The 15053-nt window shown below is 54.5% G+C and carries 13 protein-coding genes; 6 read left to right on the top strand and 7 right to left on the bottom strand.

The window, feature by feature from the left end; genetic code table 11:
• Positions 1 to 2 precede the first annotated feature (2 nt).
• Positions 3 to 3860, top strand: a complete 3858-nt coding sequence (locus B5G10_RS04270; protein WP_087423509.1) for a T9SS type A sorting domain-containing protein — start codon at positions 3 to 5, stop codon at positions 3858 to 3860.
• A gap of 132 nt (positions 3861 to 3992) precedes the next feature.
• Here B5G10_RS04270 and B5G10_RS04265 read toward each other — a convergent pair whose 3' ends face one another.
• The gene (locus B5G10_RS04265) at positions 3993 to 5231 is read right to left on the bottom strand and encodes a multidrug effflux MFS transporter (protein ID WP_087423508.1); all 1239 of its coding nucleotides are present in this window, start codon (positions 5229 to 5231) and stop codon (positions 3993 to 3995) included.
• Positions 5232 to 5462: 231 nt separating this feature from the next.
• Between B5G10_RS04265 and B5G10_RS04260 the strand changes: the two genes are divergently transcribed.
• Both B5G10_RS04260 and B5G10_RS04255 read left to right on the top strand, forming a co-directional pair.
• A complete protein-coding gene (locus tag B5G10_RS04260; protein WP_143241054.1) occupies positions 5463 to 5957 on the top strand; it encodes an outer membrane beta-barrel protein in 495 nt (164 codons plus the stop codon).
• A 5-nt stretch (positions 5958 to 5962) separates the two neighbouring features.
• A complete protein-coding gene (locus tag B5G10_RS04255) occupies positions 5963 to 7108 on the top strand; it encodes a glycosyltransferase (protein ID WP_087423506.1) in 1146 nt (381 codons plus the stop codon).
• A gap of 75 nt (positions 7109 to 7183) precedes the next feature.
• Here the strand turns inward: B5G10_RS04255 and B5G10_RS04250 are convergent, their stop codons facing one another.
• Positions 7184 to 7687, bottom strand: coding sequence for an RNA polymerase sigma factor (locus B5G10_RS04250; RefSeq protein WP_087423505.1), 504 nt, complete (start codon positions 7685 to 7687; stop codon positions 7184 to 7186).
• 282 nt (positions 7688 to 7969) lie between these two features.
• Here B5G10_RS04250 and B5G10_RS04245 point away from each other — a divergent pair, with 282 nt between their 5' ends.
• Genes B5G10_RS04245 through B5G10_RS04235 form a run of 3 tightly spaced genes read left to right on the top strand, consistent with a single transcriptional unit; the run spans position 7970 to position 11424 of the window.
• Complete coding sequence (locus B5G10_RS04245; RefSeq protein ID WP_087423504.1) at positions 7970 to 9334, top strand: NfeD family protein; 1365 nt, start codon at positions 7970 to 7972, stop codon at positions 9332 to 9334.
• 27 nt (positions 9335 to 9361) lie between these two features.
• Positions 9362 to 10105 (top strand): 3-deoxy-manno-octulosonate cytidylyltransferase, encoded by a 744-nt coding sequence (kdsB, locus tag B5G10_RS04240; protein WP_087423503.1) that lies wholly within the window; start codon positions 9362 to 9364, stop codon positions 10103 to 10105.
• Positions 10102 to 11424 carry a pitrilysin family protein gene (locus tag B5G10_RS04235; RefSeq protein WP_087423502.1) on the top strand — a complete coding sequence of 441 codons (1323 nt, stop codon included), beginning with the start codon at positions 10102 to 10104 and terminating at the stop codon, positions 11422 to 11424. The genes kdsB and B5G10_RS04235 overlap by 4 nt, the downstream gene beginning before the upstream one ends.
• An 84-nt stretch (positions 11425 to 11508) precedes the next feature.
• On the opposite strand, the gene B5G10_RS04230 is transcribed toward B5G10_RS04235, so the two are convergent.
• The 5 genes from B5G10_RS04230 to B5G10_RS12685 form a co-directional block, all read right to left on the bottom strand.
• Positions 11509 to 11715 carry a hypothetical protein gene (locus B5G10_RS04230; protein WP_087423501.1) on the bottom strand — a complete coding sequence of 69 codons (207 nt, stop codon included), beginning with the start codon at positions 11713 to 11715 and terminating at the stop codon, positions 11509 to 11511.
• Positions 11716 to 11819: 104 nt separating this feature from the next.
• Entirely contained in the window at positions 11820 to 12305 is a 486-nt protein-coding gene (locus B5G10_RS04225; RefSeq protein WP_087423500.1) for a ferritin, read from the bottom strand.
• A gap of 302 nt (positions 12306 to 12607) precedes the next feature.
• Complete coding sequence (locus B5G10_RS04220) at positions 12608 to 13618, bottom strand: GGGtGRT protein (protein WP_087423499.1); 1011 nt, start codon at positions 13616 to 13618, stop codon at positions 12608 to 12610.
• Between the two features lie 18 nt (positions 13619 to 13636).
• Complete coding sequence (locus B5G10_RS04215) at positions 13637 to 14338, bottom strand: nitrogen fixation protein NifU (protein ID WP_025278272.1); 702 nt, start codon at positions 14336 to 14338, stop codon at positions 13637 to 13639.
• A gap of 292 nt (positions 14339 to 14630) precedes the next feature.
• A partial coding sequence (locus B5G10_RS12685; RefSeq protein ID WP_158098772.1) for a hypothetical protein occupies positions 14631 to 15053 on the bottom strand: 423 nt, incomplete at its 5' end.

Below are 15053 nucleotides of genomic sequence, written 5' to 3'. Positions count from 1 at the left end.
CCATGAAACTTCATACACTTCTTGGCGCGGGTTTGGGTGTGCTGCTGGCATTCTCGGCCAATGCAAGCGATCTGAACGAAGCCCGCATATACATCAACCCGGGGCATGGCGGCTGGGGTCCCAACGACCGTCCCATGGCCACCATCAACCATCCCGTACTGGACACCCTCGGATTTTTCGAGACAAACACCAACCTGGTAAAGGCTCTCTCGCTTAAAGACGAACTCGAAAAGGCCGGCGTGGGATACGTGAGAATGTCGCGTACCGTGAACGGCGTAGTGGCCCCCGACGACAAAAACAAAACCGAAAACGACCAATACACCGAGACTCAACCCGGCGAAAGCGGCACGCAACAGCTGGTTACCCTCTCGGTAATCACCCAGGATGTCGAGGCCAACAACATGGACTACTTCATCTCGATACACAGTAACGCCGCCACCGAAGGTACCAGCACCAACTACCCGCTGCTGCTCTACCGTGGTACCGACGACGCCTCGGGCAACGGCTTGACCAACGCCCGCGACATGGCTCGCGAAGCCTGGCAGTATATCAACAAAAACGATATCACCTACAAGTCGGCCTACACCAGCGAGACCTCCAACAACAGCCGGGGCGATATCTCGTTCTATGGCAGCTCCTCGACCAACAGCATGGGCTACACCGGCTATCTGGGCGTGCTCAAGCACAGTTGCGACGGATTCTTGAGCGAAGGGTGCTTCCACACCTACCAGCCCGAGCGCCAACGCCTGCTCAACAAGGACTATTGCAAACAGGAGGGTATGCGCTATGCCCGTGCCATACGCGCCTGGTTTGGCGACAACAGCGAGACCCAGGGCTGCATCATGGGTACCGTGAAAGATAAATACAACAGCCTCGAAAACAACCTCTACAACTACAAGGTAAACTCGGTCGATGCCTATGCACCGCTCAACAACGTAACGGTTGTTCTTCAGGATGCCGAAGGCCAGGAAGTGGGACGATACACCACCGACAACGAATACAACGGCGTGTTTGTATTTACCGACCTTGAACCCGGCACCTACAACCTGGTATTCGACATCGAAGGTTTCTGGCCCGAGACCGAACCCATCGAAGTCGTTGCCAACGAAACGGCCTTTATCAACCAACGCCTCACCGACCTCGAACACGAGGAACCCTCTGACGAAGAGGTGGTAGAAGAGGTGCTCGACTATCCGCATCCCGAACAGGATGGCGATATCGCTGCCGCCGGCCACTACAACTTCACCAAAGACCTCGAACTCACCAACGTAGCTGCCCTTGAGGGTCTCACCGTGCGCCGGGCTATCCTGCGCGACAGCAAATACTATGTGCTGGCCGTGGATGCCGAAAAGGCTCCCAAACTGATGGTTCTCGACCCCACTACGGGCACACTCATCAAAGAGATGAGCACCACGGGTATCGTGACCGAGGGATACAACGGCAAGACCATGCCTTATGTACTCTCCGATATCGGCTTCACCACCGACGGAGCCCTCATCGGTACCAACTCGACCATTATCGGCAAAGAAGACAACGCGTACCAGACGGGCGACTTCTATGTCTATAAATGGCAAGGCGACGACACCACTCCACTCGAGGATGCTACCCCCGTCGTACTGGCCACCCTGCCTACCAACACCAGCAACAGCCTGGCCGCAGCCGGTAACAACAACTCTAACTTCATTGCCAACACCATTGCCGTGAGCGGCTCGAGCGCCGAATTCCAGCTCTACTTCGACTCTCACCCCGGCAACGACTGGACAACCGACTACGACATGCGCTACCTCTGCTGGAACTTCAAGAACGGAGAGTGGATTGGATATCAGAAAAACAATGCATCCTTCTCGGCTCCCCAAATTGGCGAACAGGCCCAAATGACCCTATCGCCGCTGGCCAAGAGCCGCTTCATCATCGACGGCGCCATTACCAAACCTCAAGAGTTTGTGCTCGACTGGATGAGCGAGACGGGTGTAATACTTGCCGAATTCTCCGACGATATTCCGGTAGAATCAAACGGAGCCAACTACTTCCGCTATGCCGACAAGATTTACATGAGTGCTCCCATCTGTGAAGAAAACGAAGGAAGCTACTCCTACAAAGTACGCTTGTACGATATCACCAACGGTATCGACCACGCCCAGAACGTAGGCGACACCGAGCCGGTTATCACCTCGACCGACCTGCTGCCCATGGCCAGCACCGGCGTCGTTGACAATGCCGACATCGACCTCTACCTGATGGCGGGCAACAACATCGTGCGATACACGACCAAGGGCATTGAGCAAGCCACCTCGCCGGCTCGCATCTTTGCCTACGACCTCGCCTACACCGAGGATGAAAACAGCTATACCATCAGCTTCAAACTCAACGAGAATGCCACGGCAGTCGATCTGCTCCTCACCGATCCCGAGAGTGGCGAAACAGTGAAGACCATCTCGCTGGGCGCTCTTGAGAAGGGTGAAAACGAAACAACCCTCTCGCGCACTGAACTGCCTGCAGAACAACTCAACTGGAGCATCAAGGCTACGGCCGACAATGTAACCCGGTTTACCAAACTGTCTGACGACAGCGCCCTCTATCAATACTACTCGCCCTACGGCGTGGCTATCGACAAATCGCCCGAGAGCGACTACTTCGGACGCATCTATGTGACCAATACCGCAGCCGGTACCGTAAGCGCCGGTAACCCCGCACAACCGCAAACCTCGAGTGTAGGTGTATATGTACTGGGTGCCGACATCAGCGACATCACGGCCCAAGGCTCTGCCGCCTACACCGGCACGATTTCGTGGACAGGCACCTCCGGTATGGGGCCCCGCAAAGCTGCCGTAGCAGCCGACGGTCGTGTATTCCTGTGCGATGCCAGTGCCGATAACGCCGGCATCTACTACATGAATCCCGAAACCTTCGAAATCGCTACCCTGTTCCCGGGTGCTACCAACAACACCGGCAGCCTCTCCATCGGCGGCACGTATGTATGCGGCCAGATTACGGCTATCGGCATACGCGGCGAAGGTGAATCGACCCAACTCTATGCCGTGGACAAAACGGCTTCGGGCTCTTCGTGGAAGAAGTTTGTCAATGTCTATAACATCGGCGAGAACAACACCTGGACTGCCGCTCCCAACGAATCGAAAGCTGCCAGCAGCTATGTAGGCAACGACAACAGCAGCATCGTTCCCGTTTCGACCGGTTACTGGGCTGCCAGCTACCGCGGTGCCGGCAGTAACACGACCGCCAACCCCTGCATGTTCTATTACAGCGACCAGTATGGCGATGCCGTATTCAACTCGGCCGAACCCAACATCATCAGCGAATCGTCGCAAAACGGCGCATTGGCTGTCAACGAGAAAGAGTCGCTCGTAGCCTTGAGTGTAAACGGCGGCGTAGCCATCTACTCCTACAAGATGAAAGAGGGTATCCCCGAAGTAACCGAAGAGTTCAAGATTGTGATGCCCGAGATGAGCGGGTCGATCAACGACTTTGAGTTCGACTACGCCGGTAACCTCTATGCCGTTTCCAACGCTGGCGAACGCCTGTCGGTATGGGCCATGCCTACATCGAACAACAGCTGCATCACCCCGGCCAAGAAATCGCTCGTCCTCAATAGCGTTTACACCGGTATCGAAGATGTAGAGGTAACCGCCCGCATCGCTCCCAACCCCACGACCGGGCTCATTCACATCTCGGCGACTGCCGAAATCGAGAATGTCGAGGTTTACGACATCGCCGGTGCTCAAGTGATGAGAGTGGCTCACGTCGGTGCCCACACGGTATCGATCGACCTCTCCGATCTGGCCAGCGGTATCTACTTTGTCAGAGTAAACGACAGCAAGGCCGTGAAGGTAATCAAACGATAATTGTTCATTAGTCGGCTCCGGGCTGTTACCCATCAGCCCGGGGACCGATTAGCCCTCTATTTTTTTAAGTGCCAAGGGGCCGTACCGCGAGGTACAGCCCCTTGTTTTATTCGATTCATATCGACCGGCTTACTATTTTGCACGTCGCAGAAAAACCAGCCGCACGACGGGACGCAAGCGCCCCTTGAAGCTGTGCCACAAACTGGGATGTGTCTGCCGCAATGCCAACAGGCCAAACCCCAACGAACACAGCGAACAGATCAGGAAAAGCAGCCCCGTAGTAGAGAGTATGTTGCCCAACCCTACCAGAGGCGAAACAATGCCACCGAAAGCAAATCCCGCAGCCCCGAAGAGGGCCGAAGCCGTGCCCGAATTGGCTCGCTCGCAATCCATGGCCAGTGTGGTACTGGCCGTGAAAGTGAGCCCCAAAGCAAAAAGCAGCAGGAAGAGCAACAGCTCATACACGGCAAAACTGCAACCCAAACTGAGTGCGACAAACTCGAGAATCGACAGCAGCGTCATGCCCACACAACCCGCAAACATGGCATGCTCGGGATTGCTGAACTTGACCGACAATCCGGCAGCTACCCCGATTGCCAACGCATTGATTCCGAAAAACAGGCTGAAACCGAAAGCCGAAAATCCGTAGTGCTGCTGCATGATAAAGGGCGACGAAGAGATATTGGCAAAGAGCACACCCATGGCAAAGCCCATCTGCAAGACATAGTAGAGATAACGGCGGTTGCGCAACACGATACCGAAACCGGTGAGCATCCCCTTCAGGCTGCCCTGTTTGCGGCGTTCGACAGACAGTGACTCCCTGAACCGCAGGTTCCCCAGCAGCAGTAAGACCCCGATACCCAACAAGACCACAAAGATGCCTTTCCACCCGATCGAGTCGGTAAGGAATCCACCCAACACCGGCGAGGCGACCGGTGCCACACCGTTGATGGCCCCGATAATAGCCATGACCTTGGCCAGATCTTTACCGGTAAAGAGGTCGGTAGCTATCGAGCGCGAAATCACTATGCCGCCGGCACCGGCCACACCCTGTATCAATCGGAAGAAGATGAAACTCTCGATCGTGCTCGAGAAGAGACAGCACACCGTCGATACGATAAAGAGCAACATGGCGGCCAGCAGCGGAGGACGACGACCATACCGATCGCTCAACGGACCGAAAAAGAGCTGACCCAGAGCCAACCCGATCATACTCGACGTAAGGCCCAACTGGACCATCGAGGCCTGCGTGTCGAAATAATCGACCATCGACGGCAAACTGGGCAGATACATATCGGTAACAAATGGCCCGAATGCCGTCAATGCTCCCAAAAGAATAAACAAGAATATTCCCGTATTTTTACCTTTCATAACTTACCTTTCTAAAAACCGTCACAAAATTACCAAGAATGTAGCTACATTTATCTCCTCTATCCCAAGTTATTAACCTTTTTTGTCAAAGATTCGGGAAGCAAACCATCCTGTCGTCACCGACAAGGACCGAAAAATTTTTTTTATTTAACCCTTCCCAGAACAAAAAAAATTTCATCGTGCGCACATTCCCAGAAAGATACCGTATATTTGTTGCTCAAACTTTTGAAGATGAAAAAAATAATAGGACTTTTAGCATTAGCTGTATTGTTGACTGTACAGTTGGCCCAAGCCCAAACCTATAACACCAAGAGCCTGGGCGTTGCGGCCGGATATCTGTTCGACACCGAAAACGTGCAAGGCGGCATTTTCATCCATCTGCCCGTCTCCAAACACTGGCGGGTAGCCCCCTCGATCAACTATGCCTTTTCGAACCACAACCGATACAACCTCGATATCAACGGCGATGTACACTATCTGATACCCTTTGCCGGTCGCTTCTCGTTCTATCCGCTGGCCGGTATCACCTTCCAGAGTTGGCGAGGAAACGCATTGCAAACCGACAAGGAACTCTCCAACACCATAAACAAATTTGGAATAAACGCCGGTGCCGGATTCGAGATGAACCTCTCGCGACGGCTCGACCTCCACATCGAAGGGAAATATATCTTCATCGACAAATTCCACCAGGCCCATGTCTCCATCGGTCTGGGGTATAAATTCTGACCGCCATGCCGCTGTCGTCTCCTCGCCTGCGCATCCATGTAGTATCGCTACAAGTACCCTTCCCCCCCGACTACGGAGGAGTAATCGACATCTACTACAAGCTCAAGGCCCTCAAGGACGCCGGCTGTGAGGTCTATCTGCACACCTACCAGTACGACCGGCAGCAGGCTCCGCAACTCGACGAGGTGGCCGACCGCGTGTTTTACTATCCCCGCAACCGCTCGCTCATGCGCCAATTTTCGGTCGAGCCCTATATCGTCTCGAGCCGACGCTCGGCAAAACTGCTCGACGACCTGCTGAGCGACGATGCCCCCATCCTCTTCGAGGGGATACACTGCTGCGCCTTTTTGGCCGATCCCCGACTGGCCGGCCGTTACAAACTGGTGCGCATGCACAACGTCGAGCACGAATACTACACCGAGCTGGCCCGCAAAGCCACCGGATGGCGACGCCTCTACTACCGGCTCGAGGCCGCCCGGCTGAAACGCTACGAACACATCCTCAACCAGGCCGACCTCATCCTGGCCATTACCGAGAGCGACCGCTGCTACTTTGCTTCGAAATATCCGCAGATTGCTTCGCTGTGGCTCCCGGCCTTCCAGGCACACCACACGGTAGCTCCCCTCGGGCCCCGCGAAGAGTATGTCCTCTACCACGGCAACCTGTCGGTCGAAGAGAATATCGAGGCCGCCGAATACCTGCTGCAACAGGTGGTACCGGCTACCCCCGGTGTGAAATGGATCTTTGCCGGCAAGAACCCCGCTGAACGCCTGGCCCGAAAGATTGCCGATACACCCGACACCCGGCTGGTAGCCAACCCTTCGGACGAGGAGATAGAACAACTCATCGCCCGAGCCGCGGCCAACGTACTCATCACCTTCCAGCCCACGGGCCTCAAACTGAAGCTGCTCCATGCCCTCTATGCGGGAGGCCACTGCATCGTCAACAGCAAGATGCTCGTAGGCACAGGGCTCGACCGAGCCTGCACCGTAGCCGATACCCCGCAAGCCCTGAGCCATGCGGTAACCACCCTGCTGAAGGCCCCCTTCGGACAGGCCGAGAGGGAGAAGCGCATCCGCCTGCTCGAGCCCTACGACAACCGCCGCAACATCGAGCAACTCGTCCGGGCCATTACCGAAAAAACGCTCTGAACACCCCCTGCTGGAAAGGGTGTCGAGAGCGTTTCATCGCGGGCAACCCGCGGTTTGACCCATAACAATGACAGATTATTTATAGTCTTTCAAAATCTCCTGCAACCGTTGCCGGGCAAAAAAGATGCGGCTCTTGACCGTGCCCAACGGCAAATCCATCTTCTCGGCAATCTCGTGATACTTATACCCCGCCACATGCATGGCAAAAGGCACCCGATACTCCTCGCCGAAACTGTTGATGGCCTTGGTAATCTCCTTGACGGTAAACGATCCTTCGGGCGAAGTGAAACCCGAGTCCTGAGGCAAATTCAGGTGATACAAATCCTCGGTCTGGTCGATGATGGTTTGGTTGCGTACTACCCGGCGGTAGTTGTTGATAAAAATATTTCGCATGATGGTAAACACCCATCCTTTGAAATTGACATTGTCGATATATTTATCCTCGTTGTCAAGCGCTTTGAGCGTAGTATCCTGGAGCAAATCTTTCGCCTCCTCGCGATTGGCAGTGAGCATATAGGCAAAATTCAACAGATTGTCTTGCAGGTCGAGCAATCGATCTTGAAATTTTAAAGAGTTCATATTTGATAATTCTCCTGATGACTTTTGTAATTTCTGTTTATCCCTTTTACTACTACTTTGTATTACGAAAATGCATCGAAAATCTGTTATCAACTACTACTATCTGAAATTCCATATTCTCAAAACAATCCCGAGATTTACAACCACCTCGATGAAAGTCCAAAAGATTCTATTTTCGCAAAATACAACACAACAATATCACTTCTTTTTATTTTTTTATTTACTTTGTAACATGTTTCTCGTCGCTTTAATTTTGTTTCCTGACAATAAACACATTCGTTTATGAAAAAGTTTCACAAATACATACTTTTTATCTCATTCTTTTTCACTCTCTTTGCGGCGAATTCACAAGATACTATATACCAGATAGATATCGACAAGGAGATAGGCAGCACCACCTGGCGATACCTGCGTACCGGCCTGCATCGGGCCCAACAAGAGGGAGCCAAAGCCATCATACTCAGGCTCAATACCTACGGGGGCACCGTAGTTCATGCCGATTCCATGCGCACCGCCATCCTCAACTACCCTCTGCCGGTCTATGCCTTCATCGACAACAACGCCGCCTCGGCGGGTGCCCTCATCGCCATCGCCTGCGACAGCATCTACATGCGCAGCAGCGCCAGCATGGGAGCCGCCACGGTGGTCAACGAGACGGGGGCCGCCATGCCCGACAAATACCAGTCGTACATGCGGGCTACCATGCGGGCCACGGCCGAAGCACATGGCAAAGACTCGACCGGTAACTGGCGGCGCAATCCCCTCATTGCCGAAGCCATGGTCGATGAACGTATTGTCGTGCCCCACCTGTGCGACTCGGGCAAGGTGCTTACCCTCACGGCCAGCGAGGCCATGGCCCAACGCTATTGCGAAGGGGTGGTCGAGAATGTCGATGAGCTTGTCACCCAACAGCTGCACCGCTCCCATTACACGCTGCGGCAGTTCGAGCCCACGCTCTTCGACGAGATTGCCGGCTTCCTCACCAATCCCGCCCTGCAAGCCATCCTGGTCACCCTCATCTTCGGCGGCATATTCATGGAGCTGAAGACCCCCGGCGTGGGTCTGCCCGCCGCCGTAGCCTGCACCGCCGCGGTGCTCTACTTTGCCCCGCTCTACATCGACGGGCTGGCGGCCAACTGGGAGATACTCATCTTTGTCGTGGGCATCATCCTGCTCATCTTCGAAATATTCGTCATCCCGGGCTTCGGCATTGCCGGCATCTCGGGCTTCATCCTCATCCTGGCCGCCCTCGTACTGGCACTGGTGGGGAATGTCAACTTCAACTTCGAGTTCGTCCCGGCCCACGAGATAGGCAAAGGACTCATCATCGTCACCTCGGGTATCATCGTCTATGCCGTGCTGCTGCTCCTCTTCTTCAAGAAACTCACGAGCAAAGGTCCCATCGGCCGACTGGCCCTGCAATCGGTCCAAGACAAGGAGGAGGGTTATATAGGTGTACCCACCGAATTGCAACAATACATCGGCAGCACAGGCGTGGCAGCTACCATACTGCGCCCTGCGGGCAAGATTGTCATCGATGGCAACCAGTTCGACGCCGTAGCTCTGCACGGCTATATCGAGCAGGGAGCCACCGTGCGGGTAGTCAAGTATGAGAATGCCCAACTGTATGTAGTTGAAGACAAATAAAAAACAATTATAAAAACAACTATCGATATGAAATTCATAGGCATCATTCCGGCCCGCTATGCATCGACCCGATTCCCCGGGAAACCGCTGGCCGACATGAAAGGGAAATACATGATTCAGCGGGTCTATGAGCAGGCCAGTAAAGTGCTCGACCGCGTGTGCGTAGCTACCGACGACGACCGCATCTTCAACGCCGTGCAGTCGTTTGGCGGGCAGGTGGTGATGACCTCGACCCTGCACCGCAGCGGGACCGACCGCTGTTTCGAGGCCTACAACAACCTAGGCGGGCACGAAGATGTGGTCATCAACATCCAGGGCGACGAGCCCTTTATCAAACCCGAGCAAATCGAAAGCCTCATCGCCTGCTTCGATTCGCCGCAAACCCAAATTGCTACCCTCGTTCGCCCCTTTGAGGCAACAGAGGGCTACGAGGCGCTGGCCAACCCCAACTCGCCCAAGGTGGTGATGAACGAACGTCACGAGGCACTCTACTTCAGCCGCTCGGTTATCCCCTATCTGCGAGGCGTGGAACCGGCTGAATGGCTGGCTCGCCACACCTACTACAAACACATAGGCATGTATGGATACCGTGCCGACGTGCTGGCCCAGATTACCCGTCTGCCTCAGTCGTCGCTCGAGCTGGCCGAGTCGCTCGAACAGCTGCGCTGGCTGCAAAACGGCTACACCATCAAGGTAGGTATCACCACCCAGGAGACCATCGGTATCGACACCCCCGCCGACCTGCAAAAAGCTATCGCCCTACTGCCATGAACACGATTCTCGACCGCATTACACCACCGGCAGTCGGGGCCTTTCCGCCCCTCTCGCTGCCCGAGCCCGACCGCTACCGCCTCTCCAACGGCATAGAGGTTGTCGCTTGCAACCAGGGCGACGAAGAGGTGTGCCGCATCGACCTCATGTTCGACGGCGGATACTATGCCGACACGCTGCCCGGCACCGCCTCGCTCACGCTGCTCATGCTCAAGGAGGGAGCCGCCGGGAAAAGTTCCGAAACGATAGCCGAGGCCTTCGACTACCACGGAGCCTGGCTGCAAACCACCACCTCGAGCCACTACCAGTATGTGACCCTCTATACCCTCAACCGGCATCTCGACACCTGCATCGGCCTGCTGGCCGACCTGGTTGTGCGTCCCGATTTTCCACAGGCCGAATTTGACCGGTTACGGGAGCGCCGCATCCAGCAACTGCTCGTGCAGAACGAAAAGGTGGACTCGCTCGCCTCCGACACCTTCCTCGCCCAGATTTTCGGGTCGGAACATCCCTACGGGCGCACCGTCACCCCGGCTCATCTCGAGCGCATCACAACCGCCGACCTCAAGGCCTATCACCGACAGCACATCCGCCCCGACCGATGCCACATCTTCATCGCCGGCAAAGTGACCGACCGCCTGCTCGACAATCTGGAGCAACACTTCGGCCAGTCGTGGCCCTACCCCGTCGAAGCCCTGCAACCCGAGGCTCGTTATCCCATCTGCCCCTCCGGGCAACACATTGTCATCACCCACAAAGAGCACGCCCTGCAATCGGGCATACGGATGGGACTGCCGGTCATCAACCGAGACCACCCCGACTTCTTCGCCCTCAAAATGCTATGCACGGCGCTGGGCGGGTACTTCGGCAGCCGTCTCATGTCGAACATACGCGAAGAGAAGGGCTACACCTACGGCATCGCCTCGTCGGTAGCCGCCATGCGATACGGCAGCTACCTGGTCATCTCGACCCAGACCGGCACCGAGTTTACCCGTCCCCTCATCGACGAGACCTTTGCCGAGATAGAACGGCTGCGCAACGAAGCCATCCCCGCCGACGAGCTGACGGTCGTCAAGAACTATCTGCGTGGCGAGATGGCCCGCACTCTCGACTCGCCTTTCTCCATTGCCGACTATTACCTGTCGCTCAAGGCCAACGCCCTCACCATCGACTACTTTGCCCGCCAGGACGAGGCTATACGCCGGCTCACCGCCCACGACCTGCTGGAGGCCGCCCGCCGCTACCTCTGCCCTCAACAGTTCTACATAACCGTGGCAGGCGACCGCAACCACATACCCCCGCTGGCTCTGCCTCGATAGGGTTATCGCTACAAAAAAAGTCCGGCCCCGCACACCTGCGGAACCGGACTTTTTCGTTGCGTCACGGTCATCAGGCCATCGATACTACCTGAGAACCAATCGCCTGGGCGAACCGCTCCACGAGCAACCCAGGCAATAGACCGTCTCCAGGTCGAACCCCTCGAGACTTTCGCCATCGTTGCGGGGCACCACCCGATAGTCGTCCGTTACATAAACCGACCGCCGATCGCCCTGCCCGTTCTTCACATACAGGGCCGATACCTTACACTGCGGGCATAACAACTTTTTCATCGTTCACTCCCTATTTGATTACACAAAAAAATACCCCGACAGGAACACTGTTTCTATCGGAGCATTTTTTTCAATCACAACTGAGGTTTAGACTCAACGATCGATTATTCTCTCTCACCCAGTTTGTCATCCAGGAAGAGGATACCCGATTCGTCTTTGCAACGTTTCAGTTTCTCAACAATATTCAAGGCAGTGGCCTCTTCTTCAACCTGTTCGCGAACATAGCCCCAGAGGAAGTCTTGGGTAGCTTTATCCTTCTCGGCCGAAGCCACATTGACCAACTCGTCGATCAGCGACGATACGTGGCACTCGTGTTGATATACGTTCTCGAAAGCATCGAGCACGTTTTCCCACTCTTGAGGAACTACATCGATTTTATCCACTTTGGCCACACCACCACGTTTAGCCATATAGTCGGCCAGTTCGTAGGCGTGAGTCAACTCTTCCTGCGACTGTTTACGCATCCAGTTGGCAAATCCGTCATATCCCAATTTCTTGAAATAGAACGACATCGACAGATAAAGGTTCGACGACCACATCTCGGCCGTAATCTGTACGTTAATGGCTTCTTGTAATTTCTGTGAGATCATAATGCTATATTTTTTAAGTTTAATATTCAGTTTTCAAAACCACAGATAGTTCTACAAAAACTGTACCACCTACCAAACCAGCAACCAGTATGCCCCACTGTCAGTTCCAAGGCACTGCTCCACCCCTATTTTCGTGCCGTATTTTCGCCACCGGCGCAATCTTGTCCGATTCTCTGCTGGACATTTTGGCAGCCACACCCGGCATGGATGCCGCCGTGGCAGCACGGTATGCCACTAACAAAAAACCCCGCGACTCACAGGAGTCACGGGGTTTTGCTGTATCGATACTTGTGTGTTATCGATTACTTGTTCAGGGCGGTAGCTACATCTACGGCGCAAGCTACGGTGCAACCTACCATGGGGTTGTTACCGATACCGAGGAAGCCCATCATCTCTACGTGGGCAGGTACCGACGAAGAACCGGCGAACTGAGCGTCGCTGTGCATACGACCCATCGTGTCGGTCATACCGTAAGAGGCGGGACCGGCAGCCATGTTGTCGGGGTGCAGGGTACGGCCCGTGCCACCACCCGATGCAACAGAGAAGTATTTCTTACCTCTCTCTACGCACTCTTTCTTGTAAGTACCGGCTACGGGGTGTTGGAAACGCGTGGGGTTCGTCGAGTTACCCGTGATCGATACGTCCACACCTTCGTGCCACATGATGGCTACACCTTCGCGTACATCGTCGGCGCCATAGCATTTTACTTTGGCGCGTTCGCCTTTGGAGTAGGGGATTTCACGAACTACTTTCAATTCGCCCGTATAGTAGTCGAACTGAGTTTGTACATAGGTGAAACCATTGATACGCGAGATGATTTGTGCGGCGTCTTTACCCAGACCGTTGAGGATGCAACGGAGGGGCTCTTTACGTACTTTGTCGGCTTTGGCGGCAATTTTGATAGCACCTTCGGCAGCGGCAAACGACTCGTGACCGGCCAGGAAGGCGAAGCATTTGGTCTCTTCGCGGAGCAGACGGGCAGCGAGGTTACCGTGACCGAGACCTACTTTACGGTCGTCGGCTACCGAACCGGGGATACAGAACGACTGCAGACCGATACCGATGGCCTCGGCAGCGTCGGCGGCGTTTTTGCAACCTTTCTTCAAGGCGATGGCAGCTCCTACTACATAGGCCCACTTGGCGTTCTCGAAGCAGATGGGTTGAGTCTCCTCGCAAGTTTTATAAGGATCGAGTCCGTAAGATTCGCAGATGGCGTTGGCCTCTTCAATATCTTTGATGCCGTTAGCGTTCAAGGCAGCAAGAATTTGCTTGATACGACGGTCTTGACTTTCAAATTTCACTTCTCTAATCATAGTCTCTTCCTCCTTATTTTATTCGTTACGGGGATCAATATATTTCACTGCGCCGGCTTCTTTGGTGAAACGACCGTAGGTACCGGTTACTTTCTTGAGAGCCTCGTTGGCGTCGGTTCCTTTTTTCACCTCTTCCATGAATTTGCCCATGTGAACAAATTCGTAACCGATGATTTCGTCGTTCTCGTCGAGAGCCAGAGTCTTGATGTAACCCTCGGTCATTTCGAGGTAACGGGGACCTTTGGCCAATGTTCCATACAGCGTACCTACCTGGCTGCGCAATCCTTTACCGAGGTCTTCGAGACCGGCACCGATCATCAGACCGCCTTCCGAGAAGGCCGACTGAGTACGACCGTAAACGATTTGCAGGAAGAGTTCGCGCATAGCCGTGTTGATGGCATCGCAAACGAGGTCGGTATTCAAGGCTTCCAAGATGGTTTTACCGGGGAGAATCTCCGATGCCATGGCGGCCGAGTGAGTCATACCCGAGCAACCGATAGTCTCTACCAGAGCTTCTTGGATAACACCGTTCTTTACATTCAACGTCAGTTTGCAAGCACCTTGTTGAGGAGCGCACCAACCGATACCATGGGTCAAGCCCGAAATATCAATCACTTCTTTTGCTTTCACCCATTTTCCCTCTTCGGGGATAGGAGCCGGTCCGTGATTAGGACCTTTCTTTACAACACACATGTGTTCTACTTCGTGTGAATAAACCATAATTCGCTCTTTTTATTTGATGAGTATTTTTATGCTCTTTTCAGCGATGCAAAGATAAGTTTTTTTCTTCATGTAAACAAGGGCTTTCCCCGGGCAATCGCATCAAAAAAATAAGGGAACCGGCATATTTATACCTCCCCGGCCGGCGAGGCGAAGGGCGACCCGTAGGCGGCGATGCCCGGTTCTCGATAAAGCAAAGTCCCGACCTCAAGAGCCGAGACTTGATCTTGTGCATTACGCGATTTCTGTTTCTCATGCTATCGCAGGCAACATGCCGCTACAACGACAGCACTTACCGCACGACCGCTTTCTGCACGGTATCGCCCACCTGCACGATATAAACCCCACCGGGCAGCGTGATGGTACGGTCGGTTCCCCGATATACCGGGCGACCTTGCAGGTTATAGACGGTAGCCGGGGCTGCCGTACCCGCTATATGCAACTGGCCGGGGGTAGTGAAGATGCGGAGGTTATCCCCATCGACCGACTGGATACCGCTCACCTCGTTGCCGGTGAGCTGCACGAGAATGGCAAAGATACGGTAGTTCACCCCTTCGCCCACGGGGACAAAGAGCGTATATACCTCACCCGGTTCAATGTCGTCGCTACCCGTATAGTAGAGGTAGCCGTCGGCTATGTGGGCGTCGAGTATGCGGGTGTCGCCCGAGGGTGTACCCAAGTAGGCTCCTTCGGGAATTTCGGGCAGGGCAATGGA

Source organism: Barnesiella sp. An55, assembly GCF_002161555.1.
GTDB lineage: Bacteria > Bacteroidota > Bacteroidia > Bacteroidales > Barnesiellaceae > Barnesiella > Barnesiella merdipullorum.
Note: the sequence above shows the minus strand (reverse complement) of the source record. Positions and strands in the feature narration are given on the sequence as shown.

What these genes read in the sequence shown, in the direction of transcription:
- B5G10_RS04270 (WP_087423509.1), top strand. Translation starts at nt 3, where the DNA reads ATGAAACTTCATACACTTCTTGGCGCGGGTTTGGGTGTGCTGCTGGCA.
- B5G10_RS04265 (WP_087423508.1), bottom strand. Translation starts at nt 5,231, where the DNA reads ATGAAAGGTAAAAATACGGGAATATTCTTGTTTATTCTTTTGGGAGCA.
- B5G10_RS04260 (WP_143241054.1), top strand. Translation starts at nt 5,463, where the DNA reads ATGAAAAAAATAATAGGACTTTTAGCATTAGCTGTATTGTTGACTGTA.
- B5G10_RS04255 (WP_087423506.1), top strand. Translation starts at nt 5,963, where the DNA reads ATGCCGCTGTCGTCTCCTCGCCTGCGCATCCATGTAGTATCGCTACAA.
- B5G10_RS04250 (WP_087423505.1), bottom strand. Translation starts at nt 7,687, where the DNA reads ATGAACTCTTTAAAATTTCAAGATCGATTGCTCGACCTGCAAGACAAT.
- B5G10_RS04245 (WP_087423504.1), top strand. Translation starts at nt 7,970, where the DNA reads ATGAAAAAGTTTCACAAATACATACTTTTTATCTCATTCTTTTTCACT.
- kdsB (WP_087423503.1), top strand. Translation starts at nt 9,362, where the DNA reads ATGAAATTCATAGGCATCATTCCGGCCCGCTATGCATCGACCCGATTC.
- B5G10_RS04235 (WP_087423502.1), top strand. Translation starts at nt 10,102, where the DNA reads ATGAACACGATTCTCGACCGCATTACACCACCGGCAGTCGGGGCCTTT.
- B5G10_RS04230 (WP_087423501.1), bottom strand. Translation starts at nt 11,715, where the DNA reads ATGAAAAAGTTGTTATGCCCGCAGTGTAAGGTATCGGCCCTGTATGTG.
- B5G10_RS04225 (WP_087423500.1), bottom strand. Translation starts at nt 12,305, where the DNA reads ATGATCTCACAGAAATTACAAGAAGCCATTAACGTACAGATTACGGCC.
- B5G10_RS04220 (WP_087423499.1), bottom strand. Translation starts at nt 13,618, where the DNA reads ATGATTAGAGAAGTGAAATTTGAAAGTCAAGACCGTCGTATCAAGCAA.
- B5G10_RS04215 (WP_025278272.1), bottom strand. Translation starts at nt 14,338, where the DNA reads ATGGTTTATTCACACGAAGTAGAACACATGTGTGTTGTAAAGAAAGGT.